At 72.7% G+C, this 19,036-nt stretch carries 18 protein-coding genes and 1 pseudogene; 13 read left to right on the forward strand and 6 right to left on the reverse strand.

All coding sequences use genetic code 11. The features are described from left to right. A partial coding sequence (locus GCU69_RS14525) for a family 2B encapsulin nanocompartment shell protein (protein ID WP_156206293.1) occupies window positions 1-980 on the reverse strand: 980 nt, incomplete at its 3' end. Between the two features lie 178 nt (window positions 981-1,158). Next, a complete protein-coding gene (locus tag GCU69_RS14530) occupies window positions 1,159-2,055 on the reverse strand; it encodes a glycoside hydrolase family 19 protein (RefSeq protein WP_098750417.1) in 897 nt (298 codons plus the stop codon). A 156-nt stretch (window positions 2,056-2,211) separates the two neighbouring features. Between GCU69_RS14530 and GCU69_RS14535 the strand changes: the two genes are divergently transcribed. From GCU69_RS14535 to GCU69_RS14575, 9 genes are all read left to right on the forward strand, one after another. Then, window positions 2,212-3,084: a DUF3626 domain-containing protein gene (locus tag GCU69_RS14535; protein ID WP_156206294.1), complete on the forward strand. Its 873-nt coding sequence runs from the start codon at window positions 2,212-2,214 to the stop codon at window positions 3,082-3,084. 111 nt (window positions 3,085-3,195) lie between these two features. Then, window positions 3,196-4,188 carry an NADPH:quinone oxidoreductase family protein gene (locus GCU69_RS14540; RefSeq protein ID WP_098750415.1) on the forward strand — a complete coding sequence of 331 codons (993 nt, stop codon included), beginning with the start codon at window positions 3,196-3,198 and terminating at the stop codon, window positions 4,186-4,188. 17 nt (window positions 4,189-4,205) lie between these two features. Beyond that, the gene (locus GCU69_RS14545; protein WP_156206295.1) at window positions 4,206-5,435 is read left to right on the forward strand and encodes an acyl-CoA dehydrogenase family protein; all 1,230 of its coding nucleotides are present in this window, start codon (window positions 4,206-4,208) and stop codon (window positions 5,433-5,435) included. Beyond that, window positions 5,432-6,604 carry an acyl-CoA dehydrogenase family protein gene (locus GCU69_RS14550; protein WP_156206296.1) on the forward strand — a complete coding sequence of 391 codons (1,173 nt, stop codon included), beginning with the start codon at window positions 5,432-5,434 and terminating at the stop codon, window positions 6,602-6,604. The genes GCU69_RS14545 and GCU69_RS14550 overlap by 4 nt, the downstream gene beginning before the upstream one ends. A 200-nt stretch (window positions 6,605-6,804) precedes the next feature. Next, the gene (locus GCU69_RS14555; protein WP_098750412.1) at window positions 6,805-7,713 is read left to right on the forward strand and encodes a phosphatidylinositol-specific phospholipase C/glycerophosphodiester phosphodiesterase family protein; all 909 of its coding nucleotides are present in this window, start codon (window positions 6,805-6,807) and stop codon (window positions 7,711-7,713) included. Between the two features lie 142 nt (window positions 7,714-7,855). Further along, complete coding sequence (locus GCU69_RS14560; protein ID WP_098750411.1) at window positions 7,856-8,050, forward strand: hypothetical protein; 195 nt, start codon at window positions 7,856-7,858, stop codon at window positions 8,048-8,050. Between the two features lie 118 nt (window positions 8,051-8,168). Then, complete coding sequence (locus GCU69_RS14565) at window positions 8,169-8,693, forward strand: GNAT family N-acetyltransferase (protein WP_098750430.1); 525 nt, start codon at window positions 8,169-8,171, stop codon at window positions 8,691-8,693. A gap of 893 nt (window positions 8,694-9,586) precedes the next feature. Next, window positions 9,587-10,237, forward strand: coding sequence for a DUF4360 domain-containing protein (locus GCU69_RS14570; RefSeq protein ID WP_098750410.1), 651 nt, complete (start codon window positions 9,587-9,589; stop codon window positions 10,235-10,237). A 538-nt stretch (window positions 10,238-10,775) separates the two neighbouring features. After that, window positions 10,776-11,510 (forward strand): DUF4360 domain-containing protein, encoded by a 735-nt coding sequence (locus GCU69_RS14575; protein WP_098750409.1) that lies wholly within the window; start codon window positions 10,776-10,778, stop codon window positions 11,508-11,510. A 252-nt stretch (window positions 11,511-11,762) separates the two neighbouring features. Here the strand turns inward: GCU69_RS14575 and GCU69_RS14580 are convergent, their stop codons facing one another. Beyond that, window positions 11,763-12,314 carry a GNAT family N-acetyltransferase gene (locus GCU69_RS14580; protein WP_098750408.1) on the reverse strand — a complete coding sequence of 184 codons (552 nt, stop codon included), beginning with the start codon at window positions 12,312-12,314 and terminating at the stop codon, window positions 11,763-11,765. Between the two features lie 173 nt (window positions 12,315-12,487). Between GCU69_RS14580 and GCU69_RS14585 the strand changes: the two are divergent. Further along, a pseudogene (locus tag GCU69_RS14585) lies at window positions 12,488-13,243 on the forward strand (GH12 family glycosyl hydrolase domain-containing protein); the annotation flags it as partial. Window positions 13,244-13,318: 75 nt separating this feature from the next. Here the strand turns inward: GCU69_RS14585 and GCU69_RS14590 are convergent. Further along, the gene (locus tag GCU69_RS14590) at window positions 13,319-13,849 is read right to left on the reverse strand and encodes a YceI family protein (protein ID WP_098750406.1); all 531 of its coding nucleotides are present in this window, start codon (window positions 13,847-13,849) and stop codon (window positions 13,319-13,321) included. A 131-nt stretch (window positions 13,850-13,980) separates the two neighbouring features. Here GCU69_RS14590 and GCU69_RS14595 point away from each other — a divergent pair, with 131 nt between their 5' ends. Both GCU69_RS14595 and GCU69_RS14600 read left to right on the forward strand, forming a co-directional pair. After that, entirely contained in the window at window positions 13,981-15,234 is a 1,254-nt protein-coding gene (locus GCU69_RS14595; RefSeq protein WP_098750429.1) for a sensor histidine kinase, read from the forward strand. A gap of 3 nt (window positions 15,235-15,237) precedes the next feature. Next, window positions 15,238-15,888 (forward strand): response regulator transcription factor, encoded by a 651-nt coding sequence (locus GCU69_RS14600; RefSeq protein ID WP_098750405.1) that lies wholly within the window; start codon window positions 15,238-15,240, stop codon window positions 15,886-15,888. Window positions 15,889-15,971: 83 nt separating this feature from the next. Here GCU69_RS14600 and GCU69_RS14605 read toward each other — a convergent pair whose 3' ends face one another. Beyond that, the gene (locus GCU69_RS14605; protein ID WP_143671093.1) at window positions 15,972-16,619 is read right to left on the reverse strand and encodes a hypothetical protein; all 648 of its coding nucleotides are present in this window, start codon (window positions 16,617-16,619) and stop codon (window positions 15,972-15,974) included. Between the two features lie 296 nt (window positions 16,620-16,915). Then, window positions 16,916-17,335, reverse strand: coding sequence for a hypothetical protein (locus tag GCU69_RS14610; RefSeq protein ID WP_098750403.1), 420 nt, complete (start codon window positions 17,333-17,335; stop codon window positions 16,916-16,918). A gap of 811 nt (window positions 17,336-18,146) precedes the next feature. On the opposite strand from GCU69_RS14610, the gene GCU69_RS14615 reads away from it, so the two are divergent. Further along, window positions 18,147-19,036 (forward strand): sugar phosphate isomerase/epimerase family protein (locus GCU69_RS14615; protein ID WP_156206297.1); only part of this gene is annotated, 890 nt, incomplete at its 3' end.

The raw sequence follows: 19,036 nt of genomic DNA on the forward strand, positions 1-19,036 counted from the left end.
CCGGTGCGGGTGTGGATGCGCTGGGTGAGGTCGGCGTTGTGGAGGAGGCCGAAGTCGCGGTTGTTGACCAGTTCGTGTTCCTGGCGTTCGCGCAGGGCCTCGATGGTGAGGCGGAGTTGCTGTTCGACCTGGTTCATGGGTTCGTTGTAGAGGTCGGCGACGCGGCTGTGGACGCGCAGCACGGTCTGGGCGACGCTGAGTTCGTACTCCCGGGGGGATTGTTCGTAGTCCACGAACGTCCCCGGCAGCGACGGCTCACCGGTGTGCCCGGAGGAGATGGCGATCTCGGCCTCGCCCTGCGGGCTCCGCCGCTGCCGGGGCAGGGCGCTCTGCCGGGCCAGCCGGTCGCGCAGGGCCTCGGAACGGTCGGCGACCTCCTGGAACTCCCGCCGGGACAGGGCCAGCACGGTGCAGCTCGTCACGGCGCGCAGCGAACAGCTCCACTCGGCCGGCGGACCGGCGAGCGCCTCCGCCCCGAAGTGCGAGCCGCCGGCGAGGATCCCGGCGACGGCGGCCGTGTCGTACTTGCCCGGCACCACCTTGCCGGCCTTGCCGTGCACGAGGAGGAACAGCTGGTCGGCGGCCGTGCCCGCCTCCGCGATCAGCTCGCCGGGGGCGAACTCCCGCTGGGTGAACCGGCTCGCCAGCTCCTCCAGCACCGCGCTGTCCGTGACCTCGCGCAGCAGGGGCAGCTCGCGGAGTTCTTCGGGGATCACGCGGGCGTCGGCACCCGTGGTGACGAAGTCGACGCGGCCGTCGCCCACGGTGTGGGTGAGCCGGCGGTTCACCCGGTAGGTGCCGCCGGGGACTTGGACCCAGGACAGGGTCCGCAGCAGCCAGCGTGAGGTGATGTTCCGGTTTTGCGGAACGGTTTTGGTCGTGGTCGCCAATTGCCGCGCCGCGGCAGTGTCCAGACTCAACCGTGGCGGCCCGTCGCGGCCCGGCCCGGAGGCGGAAGAGGAATTCGCCGACGCCGTCATGAAAGACGCCACCCCATCTGTGCGGAGAATGTGCCGGGCGACGGTATTCCGTTCGCCCGGCACCGAAACTAGCAGCGTCGATCACGCGGCCGGAATCGCTCGAAAGGGTGGGTTGACCTGCGGAATGCCAGGAAACGCCGTACCGCCGGGGAGGGTCCCCGGCGGCGTCTTCCGGCGGTCAGCAGTACAGATTCCCACCGGGGGAGGTGCCGAGGATGCCGGTGAAGCGCTGGTAGTTGTCGACCCGGCTCTGCACCTGGCCCGGGTTCTTGCCGTCACACTCCAGGCTGCCGTTGATGCTGCGGATCGTCTGGCCGAAGCCGTGCCCGCCGACCATCGCGTCGTGCCCGGTCATGGAGCCGGGGCCGCTCTGCGTGTGCCAGTACCAGAGGGCGGTCTTCCAGGCGACGGCGGAGTCGTTCTGCACCAGCCAGGGATTGTTCAGCAGGTCCAGGCCGAGCGCGTCGCCCGCCGCCTTGTAGTTGAAGTTCCAGCTCAGCTGGATGGGGCCGCGGCCGTAGTAGGCGTCATGTCCGGCCGGGCAGCCGTAGGGCTGCGTCGTGTCGCAGTAGTGCGGGTAATTGGCGGTGTTCTGCTCGACGATGTGCACCAGCCCGCCGGTCTCGTGGCTGACGTTGGCCAGGAAGGCGGCGGCCTCCTGGCGCTTCACGGTGTCGCTGCCGGTGTTGGCGAACCCGGGGTACGCGCTGAGCGCCGCGACCAGGCCGTTGTAGCTGTAGAAGGAGTTCCGGTTCGGGAACATCTGGTTGAACTGGGACTCGTTGACGATGAAGCCGCTGGGGCTCGGGTCGGAGGGGCCGCAGGAGTGGGGCTCCCAGTACCAGGTGCTGATGAGGGGGTCGTAGCCCGGGTTGTCGTGCTCCGCGCGGTAGTAGCGGCCGTCGGAGTACCGGACGACCGAGCCGGCGGGGTACCACTGTCCGGCGGCCCAGTCCGGAGCCGAGCAGGACGCGGCGGCCGCGGACGGGGCCGCCGAGGCCGTCATGGGCATGACAGCTCCTAGTCCGGAGCAGACCACGAGCGTGGTGAGGGTTGCCAGGAGGCGTCTGGACATACGAGCGCTCCTTCACGGCGGCGGGGCCGCCTGAATCGGGGGGTGGTTCCCACTCAAGCGGCTTGGTCTATACCAGTCAAGGTCTGGACCAACAATCGCGCCGGCCTGCCGCAAAAGCAGCTGCGGCCGCGGCGGGGCGCGGGGCACACTGCGCGGATGAACCCGGCCGCAGGATCACCCCGGGAGCGCGCGCTCCGGCATGTCGGAACACTGGCGTCCGGCGGCCCCTGCGATCCCCGGCTCCGGGTCACGCTCAACTTCCACCCGGACCGTCCGGCCGGCGACCGGACCGTCCTGGAGGCGCTGGCCGAGGAGCCCGTCTACCGCTCGCAGTTCGTCACCGGTGTGAGCAACGGGGGGCTGACCGCGCACCCGGGCGGTGACCGGTGGCGCTGGGAGAGCCGGCTGTTCGGCGGCGCCTACGACACCGCTCCCGCCCGCGAGCGTCCCGTCTACGGCGCGCTGGACTTCCGGCGCCTGCCCTGGGGGGCGGCGGCGCGCTTCGGCTCGGCCCACTTCCGGCTCGCCGCCGGGACGCTCCCGCGCACCACGTTCTGCTACCCCGACAGCGTCTGCGAACCGTCGGACGTCGGCACCTGGTCCCGGATGTCCCTCGTCGCACTCGCCGAGGCCGGCGGCCGGGACGCCCTGGACGACTACGTCGAGGCCCAGGTGCACGGCGAGGTCCGGCTGGACCGGGACGTGGAGGCGCTCGTTCTCGACGCCGGCCACCGCGGGACCGCGGTGGAGGAAGCGGCGCGCCGGCTTCCGTGTCCGGTGGAGTGGCACCCGGGCTTCCGGCTCCCGGTCGGGGAACTGCGCCGGCACCGGGGCTACCGCGGGCCTGAGTACGTCGAACTGGGCGCCCGGATCGCGCGGGGCGGCGTGCTCGACACCCGGACCCTCGGGGAGGCCGCCCGCGCCGGGCGTCACGACCCGCAGGCGCTCAAGAAGGTCTGGCACTGCCTGGCGCGCTTCGGTGCTCCGTTCCCCGCGCGGAACGCGGCGCCCGCGGCGGCCCGGGACTGAACGGGACGCCGTACCCGCGCACCCCTGTCGCGTGAGCCGAGCGACCGCTTAGTATGCGCTGACGAGGAGAGCCCGCAACCCATCTGTCGACGGTTCCACGGAGGCGCACCGATGAAAGCCTGGCGAGTACACGAGAACGGCGAACCGCGCGAGGTGATGCGCCTGGAAGACGTGCCGGACCCGGTTCCCGGACCCGGGCAGCTGCTCCTGCGGGTGCGGGCCGCGAACATCAACTTCCCCGACGCGCTGCTGTGCCGCGGCGAGTACCAGGTGCGGCCGCCCCTCCCGTTCACCCCCGGCGTCGAGATCTGCGGCGAAATCACCGCCGTGGGAGAGGGAGCCGAGGGCGAGACCGGCGCCCGGGTGCTGGCCCAGCCGCCGCTGCCTGCGGGCGGCTTCGCCGAGTTCGCCCTCGCCGACGCCTCGGCCGTGCTCCCCGCGCCGGGCGGGCTGGACGACGCGGAGGCCGCCGCCCTGCACATCGGCTACCAGACCAGCTGGTTCGGCCTGCACCGGCGCGCCCGCATCCAGCCGGGGGAGACCCTGCTGGTGCACGCGGCCGCCGGCGGCGTCGGCAGCGCGGCCGTACAGCTCGGCAAGGCCGCCGGAGCCCGCGTCATCGGGGTCGTCGGCGGCCCGGAGAAGGCCGCGGTGGCCCGCGAGCTCGGCTGCGACCTGGTCGTCGACCGGCGCGCCGACGACATCGTCGCCGCCGTGAAGGACGCCACCGCGGGCAGGGGCGCCGACGTGGTCTACGACCCGGTCGGCGGCGACGCCTACGCGAAGTCGGTCAAGTGCATCGCCTTCGAGGGCCGCGTCGTGGTCGTCGGCTTCGCCGGCGGCACCATCCCCACCCCCGGCCTGAACCACGCCCTGGTCAAGAACTACTCGATCCTCGGCCTGCACTGGGGCCTCTACAACACCAAGGACCCGGCCGCCGTCCGCGCCTGCCACCAGGAGCTGACCGAACTCGCCGCGAAGGGCGCCGTGAAGCCGCTCGTCAGCGAGCGCGTGCCGCTGGAGGGCGCGAGCGACGCCGTGCAGCGCGTGCACAGCGGCACCACCACCGGCCGCGTCGTCGTCACCCCCGCCACCACGGGCTGACCGGAAGGAGCCGCGACATGCCCCGTACCACCGAGTCCGCGCAGCACCCTGCCGACACCGACACCGCCGGACTGCGCAGCCGCGTCCGCGACCTGCTGGCCGCGCACGACCCCGCGACCACCCCCCGCGACACCTTCCTGCGGGCCCGCTTCGACGCCGGGCTCGCCTGGGTGCACTTCCCCGAGGGCCTGGGCGGCCTGGGCGCGCCCCGGGCCCTGCAGAGCGTCGTCGACGCCGAACTCGAAGCGGCCGGTGCGCCCGACAACGACCCCCGGCGCATCGGCATCGGCCTCGGCATGGCCGCCCCGACCATCCTCAAGTACGGCACCGAGGAGCAGAAGCAGCGCTTCCTGCGGCCGCTGTGGACCGGGGAGGAGGTGTGGTGCCAGCTGTTCAGCGAGCCCGGTGCCGGATCCGACCTGGCGGCGCTCGCCACCCGGGCCGTACGGGACGGCGACAGCGAGGACGCCGGCTGGACCGTTGACGGGCAGAAGGTGTGGACCTCCCAGGCGCACCTCGCGCGCTGGGCCATCCTCATCGCCCGCACCGACCCGGACGCGCCCAAGCACCGCGGCATCAGCTACTTCGTCTGCGACATGACCGACCCCGGCGTGGAGGTCCGGCCGCTGCGCCAGATCACCGGCGAGGCGGAGTTCAACGAGGTCTTCCTGACCGGGGTGCGCATCCCGGACAGCCACCGCCTCGGCGCGGTGGGGGAGGGCTGGAAGGTCGCGCAGACCACCCTCAACAACGAGCGCGTCGCGATCGGCGGCGGCCGCATCCCCCGCGAGGGCGGCATGATCGGCAAGGCCGCCGCCACCTGGCGCGAACGGCCCGAACTGCGGACCCACGACCTGCACCAGCGGCTGCTGGGGCTCTGGGTGGAGGCCGAGGCGGCCCGGCTGGCGGCCGTACGGCTCGGCCAGCAGCTCACGGCCGGCCATCCCGGTCCCGAGGGCGCCGGGATCAAACTCGCGTTCGCCCGCCTCGCCCAGGAGATCAGCGGACTGGAGGTCGAACTCCTCGCTGACGAGGGGCTCACCTACCAGGACTGGACCATGACCCGCCCGCAGCACGTCAACTTCACCGGCCGCGACGCGGGCTACCGCTATCTGCGGGCCAAGGGCAACTCGATCGAGGGCGGCACCTCCGAGGTGCTGCTCAACATCGTCGCCGAACGCGTGCTCGGCCTGCCCGCCGAACCGCGCACCGACAAGGACGTCCCCTGGAAGGAGCTGGCCCGATGACGGAGCGGACCGCCGAGCCGGAGAACCCCGAGCAGGCCGGGCCCGACCTGCTGTACTCGGAGGCCGAGGAGGACCTGCGCGCCGCGGTGCGCTCGCTGCTCGCCGCCCGCTGCGACCCGGCGGACCTCGTCCTGCGGACGGAGAGCGCCGAGCCGTACGACCCCGCGCTCTGGAAGTCCCTCGGCGCCGACATGGGCGCCGCCGGGCTGCTCGTGCCCGAGGAACTGGGCGGCCAGGGCGCCTCGGCCCGCGAGGCCGCCGTCGTCCTGGAGGAGCTGGGGCGGGCCGTCGCGCCGGCGCCCTATCTGACCAGTGCCGTGATCGCCGCCGAGGCGCTGCTCGGCAGCGGTGCGGCCGCCGACGGGGAGACCGGGCGGCTGCTCGCCGGGCTGGCCGCCGGACGGAACACGGCGGCACTCGCGCTGCCCTGGTCCACCGCCCCCGGCGCACCCCTGGCCACGACCGTGCGGGCCGCCGCCGACGGCGCGCTCACCGGACGGGTCACCGGGGTCGCCGACGCCGCCCACGCCGACGTCCTGCTGGTCCCGGCCGCGGGCCCGGACGGACCGGGGCTGTACGCCGTGGACCGCGAGGCGGCGGGCGTCACCGTCACCCCCCGGGTGCCCCTGGACCTCACCCGCCCTCTCGCCGACGCGGCGCTCGACGGCGCTCCGGCCCGGCTCGTCGCCGGACCCGACGAGGCCGAGGCGGCCGTACGCCGCGCCCTGCTCGCCGGAGCCGGTCTGCTGGCCTCGGAACAGCTGGGGATCGCCGAGTGGTGTCTCGCGGAAACCGTCCGGTACCTCCGCGAACGGCACCAGTTCAACCGGCCCGTGGGATCGTTCCAGGCGCTCAAGCACCGGCTCGCCCGGATTTGGCTCGAACTCGTCTCCGCCCGGGCGGCGGCCCGCGCCGCCGCCGACGCCCTGGCGACCGGAAGCCAGGACGGGCCGGTGGCGGTCGCCGTCGCCCAGGCGTACTGCTCGCCGGTCGCCGTCCACGCGGCCGAGGAGTGCGTGCAACTGCACGGCGGCATCGGCATGACCTGGGAACACCCGGCTCATCTCTATCTGAAGCGCGCTAAGGCGGACGCCACGGCGCTCGGCACCGCCGGACGGCACCGGGAGGCACTCGCGGGCCTCGTCGACCTGCCGGCACCGGCGGGCTGACGCGCTCCCGGGCGGCAGGCGTCGGAAGCGTCCGCCGGGGGAACCACCCGGGGAACGGCGGCCGAACTCTTGGCGTGGGCACGCCGATTCCGCCAGGGACCGCCGATACTCGCTGATGACCCGCTGCCGCCCGGTTCGCCGTGCGCCGGTTCCCCACGGCGCACGGCGGGCGGCTCGTCGTGCCGTACCCCGGAGGCTCCATGGCCCTCGCACGCCCCACCCGCCGCGCCCTCGTCACCTCCCTCGCCGCCGCCCTCACCGGGGCGGCCGTCCCGGGCCGGGCCTGGGCGGCCCAGCAGCCCGCCGCCGGGAGCGGCGCCACCGGCCGCCGCGGCCCCGCGCCGCTGCGCCGCGCGCACGCACACAACGACTACGAACACCCCCGGCCGCTCCTCGACGCCCTGGACCACCGCTTCACCAGCGCCGAGGCCGACATCTGGCTGGTCGACGGGCAACTCCTCGTCGGCCACGACGCCGAGGACCTCACCCCGGAGCGGACCCTCGAAGCCCTGTACCTGGCACCCCTGGAGCAGCGGATCCGGGCCAACGGGGGATGGGTGCACCGGGGTCACCGGCAGCCGTTCCAGCTCCTGGTCGACCTGAAGAACACCGGCGCGCAGACGTACCGCGAACTCGACCGCCAACTCCGCCGGCACCGGCACATGATGACCCGCGCCGCGGGGGACCGGGTCCGCACCGGTGCCGTCACCGCCGTCGTCTCCGGCGACCGCGCCGCGCGCGCACCGATGGAGGCCCAGCACCTGCGGTACGCCTTCTACGACGGCCGCCTCGACGACCTCGGCACCCCGGCGCCCGCCTCCTTCATCCCGCTCGTCAGCACCAACTGGACGCTGAGCTTCGCCTGGACCGGCGTCGGGCCGATGCCCGCGGCCGAGCGCGAGAAGCTGCACGGCATCGTCGCCCGGGCGCACGCCGAGCGGCGCCGTGTCCGCTTCTGGGCCACCCCCGACACCCCCGGCCCGGCGCGTGACGCCGTCTGGTCGGAACTGCTCGCGGCGGGCGTCGACCACATCAACACCGACGACCTGGCCGGGCTGGAATCCTTCCTCGACCGTCACGACCGGCCGGGGGCGCCCTGGGCGCGGTGACTCTCGGTCAGCACCCGTTCGGCGGACGCACGGACGGCCGGTGCGGCGTGTGCGATGGGCCACACTGACGCCCGAAAGCCGCTCCGTACCGTGTTCGCGGCCGTACCCGTGTGCGTGGCCCGGCCGAGGAGGTTTGTTCGCGATGGTCGTTTCCATCTCCGTTCTGCTGCTGCTGGTGATCCTGACCGTGGTGTTCCTGAAGAGCGGGGCCCTGAAGATGTCGCACGCCATCGTGTGCGTCCTGCTCGGCTTCCTGCTCGCGGGCACCAGCGTCGCGCCCACCATGTACGAGGGCATCTCGGCCACCGCGGACCTGGTCAGCGGCGTACGACCCTGAACGGGCGGCGGGGGACGGCTGCGAGGAATCGGGGGCGGGCGGCCGTGCTCCGGCGCCGGAGCACGGGCCGCGGGAAATGCCGTTGCCCCGGCCGGCCGGCCGCGTGATGATCGGCCGCGTGCTGATCCGACGAGAACGCCCCGCCGATGCCGAAGCCGTCCGCGCCGTCCACACGGCGGCCTTCGCCGCCGGGGACGGACAACCGGGCCGGGAGCCCGTCGAGGCGGGGCTCGTCGACGCCCTGCGCGCGGACGACGGGTGGATCCCCGAACTCTCCCTGGTGGCCACCGGGGACGGCGGAGTGGTCACCGGGCACGTCGTCTGCACCCGGGCCCGGGTCGGATCCGCCCCGGCGCTCGGCCTGGGACCGCTCGGCGTGCTGCCGCGATCGCAGCGGCAGGGGATCGGGGAGGCCCTGATGCACGCGGTGCTCGGCGCCGCCGACGCCCTGGGCGAACCGCTGGTGGTGCTGCTCGGGCACACCGGCTACTACCCCCGTTTCGGCTTCCGCCCGGCCGCCGAGTACGGGATCACCCCGCCCGATCCCGCGTGGGCCGGACACTTCCAGGCCCGAGCCCTCACCGCGTACCGGCCCTCGCTGCGCGGCGAGTTCGTCTACGCGAAGCCCTTCCGCGATCTGTGAGACCTCCGGCGAGGCCGGCGAGGCCCGTTCGCCCGACATCCGGCGGGTCCGCGGAGGGATTCCGTCCGCCGGGCGTCGGGCAACGGCGCACAGCGGACTGATTGGCTCATGCAATTGTTCACCGCGGTACGAGCAAAGGCACTTCGCGCGGCCGGTTGGCGGGAAGTGGGTGGCATACTCCCGCTGCGGATCACCGTGTGGCGGGCGGCGCCCGGACGTGAAGATTTTCACGTGCCGGTGTAGCTGAGTATCGGACACTTCCGTCCGGCCCCGGCCGTCAAATGCCCGTTGTGCCCGTCCTTTTCCGGACGCCTCCAGGACATGTGCCCGCCCGCGTCCGGAATCAGCTTGGATTTATTTCAGCCGGGTTTCCTGAGTGAGACGCACACCCTTGTCATGCCCCCAGCCAAGGCTTACGGTGGGAGCGCTCCCACCCCTGCCCCCCCCACGGGTCAGCAGAAGGCTTGGGCGTCGGTCCGCGGAGACAGCCGCGGGAGTCGCCCGGCCTTCTCGACCGGCAGGTCGTACGCATCGTTCCTCCGCACCTCCGTTCGGGTACATGCCGGCCCCGGTAGCCCCGGGTACGGGCTCAGGACGCACCCCCGCACGGAGAAGGCCCGGAGGCCGGTTCCCTGCCGGCGGCCGGTGCCGCGAGTGCCGACGCGTGCCGCCCGCACGGTCCCCCCGCAGAGGAGTTCTGGGAGTCCGGACCATTCAGTGCGCTTGCTGCATTCCTGCGGCCGGCCGTTCCCCGCGGCCGCGGGGCGCTGCGTGGTCCGTACGGGACCCCGAGGTCCGGCGGCATGCCGCCCGGTCCGGTGGCCCCGAGCGCAGTGGGCGGATCCGGGATCGTCCCCCTTCCGTCACGTCCACAGACGATCGATTGGAGAATCATGTCCGGTGTTCTGCTGGCCGGTGGAGCGGCTGCGGCCTTATTCGCGTCCACTCTTGCCGGTTCCGCGATGAGCGTGGAGCCCACCTCCACCGTGCCCGACGAGAAGATCGTGGTCGGCGTCAACACGGTCAACGGATCCGGCTGCCCGGCAGGGACTGCCGCCGTCGCGGTCTCTCCCGACAACACGGCCTTCACCGTCACCTACAGCGACTACCTCGCGCAGGTGGGTGTGGGCGCGCAGCCGACCGACTCCAGAAAGAACTGCCAGCTCAACCTCGACGTGCACGTGCCCGGCGGCTTCACCTACGCGATCGCGAGCGTGGACTACCGCGGCTACGCGCACCTCGAGAAGGGCGCCTCCGGTCTGCAGAAGGCGTCGTACTACCACCAGGGCTCGCCGGAGACCGCGTCCTCGACCCACGAGTTCAAGGGCCCCTTCAGCGACAACTGGCAGACCACCGACTCGACCGACTACGGCGAGCTGGTCTGGGCCCCCTGTGGTGTCGACCGCAACGTCAACATCAACAGCGAGCTGCGGGTCAGCGGTGGCGAGTCCAACACCAAGGAGTCCACCAGCTTCATGACGATGGACTCCACGGACGGCGCGGTCAGCACCGAGTACCACATCGAGTGGAAGAAGTGCGAGTGACCCATCCGCGTCCCGCGTGCCACGCGGGAACGTGTCCGGCGCCCGGAGCCGCGCGTTGACGGGCCGGCGCCCGCCGACCGAGGTGACCCGTGAGCCGGAAGCGGGGAAGCCCCATTTCCCGTGGGACGCCTCGAACCGGTGAATTCCAGGTGTGTCGGACTGGAAACCGGATATGCAGCACCCCCCACTCCGGACCTGTCGAGCGAATTCAATTCGCCGGCACGGTTGCGGAACTCGAGATCGAACGAACCGGGCTGATATCCCCCGCGTCTCAACGGCCACGGCCGCTGAGTCGACGGGGTATCACCCCCACCTCGGAAGCTTCGAAGGAGCTTCGCTCGGCACCGTGCACATACGGGGTGTCCAGTCGCCCCGATCATTTCTCACCCGCATCGCACTCCCGCGCCCCGTCGCGCGGTCAAGGTGCCCCGACGCGGTGTGACACGAGTCGATTCAGACTCGGCGAGTTCCGTTCAGCAAACGGCGCCGGGGGCCTTCGTGTCTCCGTCGCGGTCCACAGACGATCGATTGGAGAACCATGTTCGGTGTACTGGCCGCGGGCGGCGCGGCAGCGGCATTATTCGCTTCGTCGTTCGCTCCCACGCCCATCGCGCAACCGCCGTACTTCCTGGACCCGCCGTCCGACAGAATGGTGATCGAGGTCGCCACCGTCAACGGCTCGGGCTGCCCCGCCGGAACGGCCGCCGTGGCCGTCTCGGAGGACAACGAGGCCTTCACGGTGACGTACAGCGAGTACCTCGCCCAGGTGGGTGTCGGAGCCAAGCCGACCGACTTCCGCAAGAACTGCCAGCTGAACCTGGCGATGCACGTCCCGCAGGGCTTCACCTACGCGGTGGCCAGCGTCGACTACCGGGGCTACGCCTACCTCGAGGACGGGGCGAGCGCCACCCAGAAGGCCTCGTACTACTTCCAGGGGTCCCCGGACACCTACGAGGGAGTCCACTCCTACAAGGGGCCGTTCGACGACAACTGGCAGGCCACCGATGTGACGGAGCTGCCCGCGCTGGTGTGGGCGCCGTGCGGTGAGACCCGGAACTTCAACATCAACACGGAGCTGCGCGTCAACGCCGGCACCTCCGACACCTCGTCGACCACCAGCTTCATGACGATGGACTCGACCGACGGCGACATCGCCACCACCTACCAGCTCGCCTGGAAGAAGTGCGAGGACGCCGGTGGCGGCGACGGCGGAGAGGGCGGCACCGGCACCGGCAGCGGTAGCGGCATCTGGGGCCTGAACCTGCGCGACTGACCGGCCCCCGGCACCCTGCCGCCCGGCGTGGCCGCCCGGGCGGCAGGGGCCGGGACACGGGTGGCATCCGGCGGCACGCCGGGACCCGTCGGGCCGCCGGGTCCCGGCGCCGGGTGACGCACAGCCCGGAATTCCGCTACGGGGCGGTTGTCACCGACAGCCGCCCCGTACGGCTGCCCCGGCCGTACGGGGCGGGCACGGGCCGTGGGTCCCGGGCCGGGCGGCCCGCCGGCCGCCCGCCGTTGCACCGGCTCACCAGACGTCCCCGTCGCGCCAGTCGCAGACGAGCGGGCCTCCGGCCGGGTCCGGCGTGACGGCGGCGGGCAGGACGTACACACAGCCGTCCGCGTCCTTCGTGCGGACCACGCCGCCGGGGGTGAGGGCCTCCGTGGCACCGGACCAGAGCCGCCAGCCGCGGGCCGCGTAGAACCCCGCGGCCTCGTCCGTCGAGCCCAGCGCGCCCAGTTCGTACGCCCCGCGGACGATCCGCTCCAGCGCCGCCATGAGGGCCGCGCCGTGCCCGCGCCCGCGGCGGTCGGCCCGCACTCCGACGCCCTCGACGTAGCCCGTGCGCAGGGCGCGTCCCGCGTGCAGCAGCCGCCGCTGGACGACCGAGGCGTGTCCGACGAGTTCCGGGCCCTCCCAGACCATCGCGTGCACGCCGCCGAGGCAGTGCTCCCAGTCGTGCTCGTCGATGTCTCCCTCGAAGACGTCGTACAGCAGGGCGCGCGCCGCGGTGCGTTCGGCGGTGCCGAGATCGGCGCTGTGGGCCGTGGTGAGGCGTACTGCCGGATGTTCCGTCATGGAGGCATCCTGGCAGGCGTCTTCTGTCCGGTGCGCGGTGTTTTCCGCACGGTCCCCGGCGGCCGTCCCGGCACCGGCCGTGCGCCGTCCCTTGTCACCCGTGGCCCGTTGGTTCTAAGGTCCGCCAGAGGCGTGGGAGCGCTCCCACATCCCCCCACACCCGGAAGGGCACCATGAAACTGCATCTACGTTCCGCCGGCTTCGCGATCCTGGCGGTACTGGGATCGCTGGCCGCCTTCGTGGTCACGTCCGGCAACGCGCAGGCGGACGAGCTGATCTGCGACCAGTACGGCACCACCACCGTGCAGGGCAAGTACGTGGCCCAGAACAACCGCTGGGGCACCACGGCCGAGCAATGCATCAACGTCACCGCCAGCGGCTTCCAGCTGACCAAGGCGGACGGCTCCGTGTCGACCGACGGGGCACCGAAGTCCTACCCGTCGCTCTACAACGGCTGCCACTACTCCAACTGCTCCCCGGGGACGAATCTGCCGAAGCAGATCAGCACCATAGGCAGCGCCCCCACCAGCATCTCGTACAGCTACGTCAACAACGCGGTGTACAACGCGTCGTTCGACATCTGGCTGGACCCGACGCCGAAGACCAACGGTGTGAACCAGACCGAGATCATGATCTGGTTCAACCGGGTCGGCCCGATCCAGCCCATCGGCTCCCAGGTCGGCACGGCGGACGTCGGCGGCCGCAACTGGGAGGTGTGGACCGGCAACAACGGCGGCAACGACGTGATCTCGTTCGTGGCGTCGTCCGCCGTCCCGAGCATGGACTTCGACGTCATGAACTTCGTCGACGAGACGGTCAGCCGCGGCATGGCCCAGGAGTCGTGGTACCTCACCAGCGTCCAGGCCGGTTTCGAGCCCTGGGAGGGCGGCGCCGGTCTCGGCGTGAACTCGTTCTCCTCGTCCGTGAACTGATCCGGCCCGGTCCGCGGACCGACCCGGCGCGCCGGTCCGCCGCCCCCCCGTCGGGCGGCGGACCCCGGCGCGTCAGCCGCCCGCGCCGCCGACGCGCGCGCAGGTGATCTCGACCGTCACGTCCAGCAGGCGCCCGGTCATGCCGCGCGACCCGGTCACGCCGAACTCGGTCCGGTCCAGGCGCGTGGTGGCCCGGACGGTGAAGGCCTCCGGTGACACGGCCGACCGCTCGACGGCCAGGGTGACGGGCCGGCTCACGCCGTGCGCGGTGAGGGTGCCGCCGACCGACGTGCTGCCGACCCGGCCGGAGGAGAACGTCAGCACCGGGAACCGGCCGGCGTCCAGGAAGCGTGCCGACCGTACGTTCCTGTCGCGCTGCTCGTTGCCGGTGCTGAAGCTCGCCGCCTCGATCTCCACGTGGACGCGCGACTCCGCCAGCGGCTCGGTGACGTCGACCGTGCCGGACCGGACGGCGAAGCCGCCGCGCACGGGCAGCAGCCCGAAGAGGTGCCGGGTGGCGAAGGTGACGGTGGAGATACGGGTGTCGATCCGGTAGCGGCCCAGCCCGGGGACCGCCGGTGCCTGCTCTCGTCTGGTGTCCATGGGTCCCATTGCACGGCCCGGCGGCGCCGGGCGGAAGGGCAGGCCGTACGGAGTGGATGCGACTTTCGTAGGGTCCTCTCCCGCCGATCGCAGGCCGTGCGCGGGCCCCGGCATGACCTACCGTGAACGCCATGACAAGGGCACCGTGGCACCGCCGGCACCCGGTCGCCGTGGATGTGGCGATCGCGGTCGTCCTCACGCTGGTCGACACCTGGTCGACCCTGGCGGGCCAGACCTGGTGGCCCGAGGACCCGGGCGCGACGGCCCATGTGCTGCTCGGGGTGCAGGCCGCGGCCTGTCTCTCGCTGGCCGTCCGCCGCCGCGCGCCGCTCACCGTCGTCGCCGTGCTGGGGGCGTTCACCCTGCTGGTGACGCTGCTGGTGGCACCGCTGGGCGTGCTGGCACCGGCGGACCGCGGCAATCTGTGGGCACCGTTCTCGACGGCCCTCGCGGCGTACGGGCCGCTCTTCTACACACAGCGGCGGCAGGGCTGCCGGAGCGGCGGGACAGATGGCGCCGACCCGCGCGGCCGCCGGACCGCCCTGGTGGTGCTCGCGCTGTTCACGGTCGTCGTCGCCCGCCCGTGGGAGCTGTCACCGACGGTGATCACGATCGGGCTGCTCCGCACCGCCGTCGGCCCGCTGCTCGCGCTCTACTTCGACGCCCGCAGGCGGCTCGTGCTGGCCCTCACCGAACGTGCCGAGCGGGCCGAGCGGGAACGGCACCTGCTGGCGGAACAGGCCCGGGCCGAGGAACGCGCCCGGCTGGCCGGGGAGATGCACGACGTGGTGACCCACCGGGTGAGCCTGATGGTGCTCCAGGCCGGGGCGCTGCGCATGACGGCGGCCGACGAGACGACCCGGCAGGCGGCGGAGGAGCTGCGGGCGGCGGGCTGCCAGGCGATGGAGGAACTGCGCGACCTGGTCGGCATCCTGCGCACGGCGCCCGAGGGCGACCGGACGCCGTCCGTGGGAGGTTTCCCGGCGCTGGTGGCGGAGTCGACGGCGGTGGGTGTTCCCGCCGAACTGGTGGAGGAGGGGGACCGCTCGCTCGCCTCGCCGGTGGTCGGGCGCACGGCCTACCGGGTCGTGCGGGAAGCTTTGACGAACGTCCGCAAACACGCGCCCGGTGCGCGGGTGACCGTGCGGGTCGAGTACGAGGAGGCGCAGGTGCGGGTCACGGTGCGGAACACGAGGCCGCCGGAGGGGGCGGGAGCCGCCGGGAACGGACTGGCCCGTACCGGTTCGGGGCTCGGCATCGTCAACCTCCGGCAGCGCATGGAACTGGTGCACGGCACCCTGCGGGCCGGTCCCGCGCCGGACGGCGGGTTCAGTGTCGAGGCCGTGCTGCCCGCGTATGTCCCGACCGCGGAAACGGCGGTGTGAGCGGTGGTCCGGGTGGTGGTCGTGGACGACGAGCCGATGGTGTGCGGTTTCCTGCGCACCATTCTCGGCTCGGCCGGGGACATCGAGGTCGTCGGCGAGGCGCACGACGGCGCGGCCGGGGTCGAGGAGGTGGTGCGGGGCAAGCCGGACGTGGTGCTGATGGACCTCAGGATGCCCGGCACGGACGGGCTCACGGCGATCGAACGCATCCATGAGCTCGCGGATCCGCCGGCCGTCGTGGTGCTGACGACCTTCGACGCCGACCAGTACGTGCTGCGCGCGCTGCGGGCCGGGGCGGTGGGTTTCCTGGTGAAGTCCACCCCGCCGGAAGACCTGATCGGGCTGGTGCGGGTGGCGGCCGAGGGGCACACGGTGCTGTCGGCGGCGGCCGCGCGCCGGCTGGTCGCCGCGTCGACGGACAGTCTCTCGGCACGCGACCGGGCGCGGGAGACGGTCGGGACGCTGACGGGCCGGGAGGCCGAGGTGCTGGCGTGTGTCGGCGAGGGCCTTTCGAACGCGCAGATCGCGCGGCGGCTCCATCTCTCGGAGGCGACCGTCAAGGGCTATGTCTCACGGATGCTGGACAAGCTGGGCTGCGCCAACCGGACGCAGGCCGGGCTGATCGCGCACGACGCGGGCCTCGTGGGCCCGTGACCAGGCGCTCAGGTTCGAACGACAGGTAGGGGTCGGGCGGGACGCCGGAGCACCCGGGGGCCGCGCCGCCACGCGGCCCGGGCTCAGTGGTGCTCGGCGTGCGATTCCTGCGAGGGGAACGGTGGCGCGGGGCGGGTGGATCCGCCGAACAGCGAACCGGTGGCGACCGCGAGTTCCCCGGCCGACCAGGTGGCCATGTCCGCCGGTATCGCCATCCGGCGCAGCACGCCCGCGAGGACGTCCTCGATCAGGGCCAGCCGCACGTTCAGGGCACCCGGGCCGGAGTTCCCGCCGTGCGAGTAGCCGACCAGGGAAGTCAGCACTTCCTGCGCGCTGTTCTGCAGGTCCGCCATGACCTGCCAGCCGCTCGGCTGGTTGGCACGCGGCGCCTGCTGCCCGCCGGCGGACGGAGCCCCGAGGGTCTGCGGCAGCCGGTGCGAAAGAGCGGAATACCAGTCCGACAGGGTGCCGGACATGTCGGCCCGCAGGCCGTCCAGAAAGATCAGCAGAACGGCACCGCCCATGAACGGACTCACCGGGGGCGGAGCCGGGGGCGGCTTCTCCTCCTGCGGGGGCGGGTTGTTGACTCCCAGGTACGAGCGGAGGACGACCGGAATGTCCTCCTGCTGCGTCGGTGCCGGTCTCTGTACGGGTACCAAAATGGCCCGGACGGGGGTGATCCCGTGGGCGGCCCGCTCTGCTGCTGCTTGGCAGGCGTAATCAGTGGGCACGGGGCACACCGCTCCTTTCCGCTGGCTTCATCGCCGTTGTACACATCACATGTCGTTCTACATGATCGGGGTCGTACCGTACTCCCCCGGGGGTGGCGGGGGGAGGCGTTCGGCGGAGAGTGGTGCGGGGTCTTGACGGAAGGAAGACCTCCGGCGCCGCGGGCCGGCCGTGCCCGCCCGGACCCGGGCGCTCCTGCGGGAGCACGCCGGCCCGGGCGCCGCTCGGCGGGCGGCGCCCGGGGAGGGGACGCCCGTGTGCCGTCGCGGCGGGTGCCCGTGTGCTGTCGCCGGCCCGGCTACCGGGCGGCCACCGCCCCGGCCGTGCTCGCGCCCGGAGACCAGGAGGGCGCCGTGCCCGTCAGGTGGCAGGTGAGCACGTAGAGGGGGATGGGCGGGGTGTACGGCGAACCGCCGTGCGGGTGGTGGATCATGCGCGGCCGGCGGCGCGGCGGGCCCATCACGTTCGGCGGGGTCACCCGGGCGCCCACCGCGTAGCTCGTGCCGGGCGGCCAGTCGACGTCGATGTCCGAGCCGGCCGGGACGATCCACCAGCACCGCTGGTCGTCGGCGTAGACGCAGCCGATGCGGGGCAGGCTCTTCATGATCCGTTTCCCGAGGTCGACGGGCATGCCCACCGCGTCGTAGCCCAGCTGCGCGGGCAGCCCGGCCGGAAGGGTGAGGCGGCCGCGGTGACGGTTCCGGGGCAGGGAGGTCATGGCCGGACGCGATCGGTGACGGGGCGAGCGGTCCGGGCGCGCCCGGCTCTGACGCCCTGCCGGCTCTCGCCCCCGGCCTGCGGCGGACTGCCCCCGCCGCCCGGTCCGCGCACCGGCCGGCCCCCGCCGGTGCGCCCGGCCGGGCCGGGAACCGGTTCCGGAGCCCCCGGTGCCGCGTCGTCACGCGCCCCGGTGCCGGTCCCCGCCGCGCGCGGCGGGACGGGAGTGCCCGTACCGGCTGTGACGGCCGGAGAGGCGGGGGAGGGCAGGCGGGGCACGCTCGCCTGGTACATGGACTTCTCCCGGGGAGTGGAGACAGAGGCGGAGACAGGCCGGTGAGGCCGCGTCAGGTCGGTCGGCGGCATCGCTCAACTCACTTGCAGCAGTGGTCGGTTGCTATCAGTGGGTGAATGCTCTCCCACTGTGACACCTGTTATGAACGCACTGCAAGGGACGAGTTGAAATTTTCAGGTCGCGCGATTGCATGCCGGCCGCCGGGCGCTCGCGCCGGTGACGCGCCCCGCCTTCTCCGTACCGCGCCTTCTCCGTGCGTACCGGGCCGTGCGTGCCGCGCCGGGTTCCGTCACGCGTGCCGCGTCGGCCTCGTCGTGCACGGCCGGCCGGGTCCCGCCGGTCCCGTGGGTCTCGGGCTTCCGGGTGGTCCGGGGTCGTCGGTGAGTGGTGACCCGGAGCCGTACGCGGGGTTCGGGCCGTCGCGGGTCCGGGTGTGCCGACCGCGAGTTAAGTGGTGTGGGTCACATTGACAGCCCTTGGGATTCTAGATCCTATAGGAAATAGAGAAAGGGAGACGATGACTCACACCGCAGAAACCTGGCCGATCGCAGCCGCACTCCTGCAGTTCCCGAACACGGGCCCCGACGGCGTCTCCACCCAGGAGCAGAGCGCCGAGCAGTGGGCGGAGACCCTGCGGGAGGTCGTGGACGCCGGCTTCACCGAGGTCGACCTCACGGACGGCTGGCTGCGCCCCGGAGACCTCTCCCCGGCCCGCCTGGAGGAACTGCGGAACACGCTGGCCGAGGTGGGCCTGACCGCGCCGGCCATCTCCGCGATCCGCCGCAGCGTCATCGACCCGGTCGACGGCGACGCCAACCTCGCGTACTCGCACCGCACCATCGACGCGGCTGCCGCCCTCGGTGTCCCGCTCGTCTCGGTCGGGCTGCACCGGCCGCTCACCCCCGAGCAGCAGGCCGTGCTCTGGTTCTGGACGGTGCCCGGGCCCAAGGACCCGGCCGGCGACCGCGAGACCTGGGACAAGGCCGTCAACCGGCTGCGCGAACTCGCCGACCACGCCGCCTCGGTGGGCGTCGAACTGTCCCTGGAGATGTACGAGGACACCTACCTCGGCACCGCCGACTCCGCCGTCGCCCTGCTCACCGACATCGGCCGCGACAACGCCGGCCTCAATCCGGACCTCGGCAACCTCATCCGGATGCAGCGCCCCATCGAGTCCTGGGAGTCGATGGTCACCAAGACGCTGCCGCACGCCAACTACTGGCACGTCAAGAACTACTACCGCGTCGAGGACCCGGCCACCGGAACGGTGCTGACCTCCCCGGCCCCCATGGAGTCCGGATTCGTCAGCTACCGCCAGGCGGTCAAGACCGCCCTCGCGCACGGCTACACCGGCGCGTTCTGCGTCGAGCACTACGGCGGCGACGGCCTGAGCGTGGCCGCCTCCAA

It is taken from the genome of Streptomyces lycii, from assembly GCF_009735685.1.
GTDB lineage: Bacteria > Actinomycetota > Actinomycetes > Streptomycetales > Streptomycetaceae > Streptomyces > Streptomyces lycii.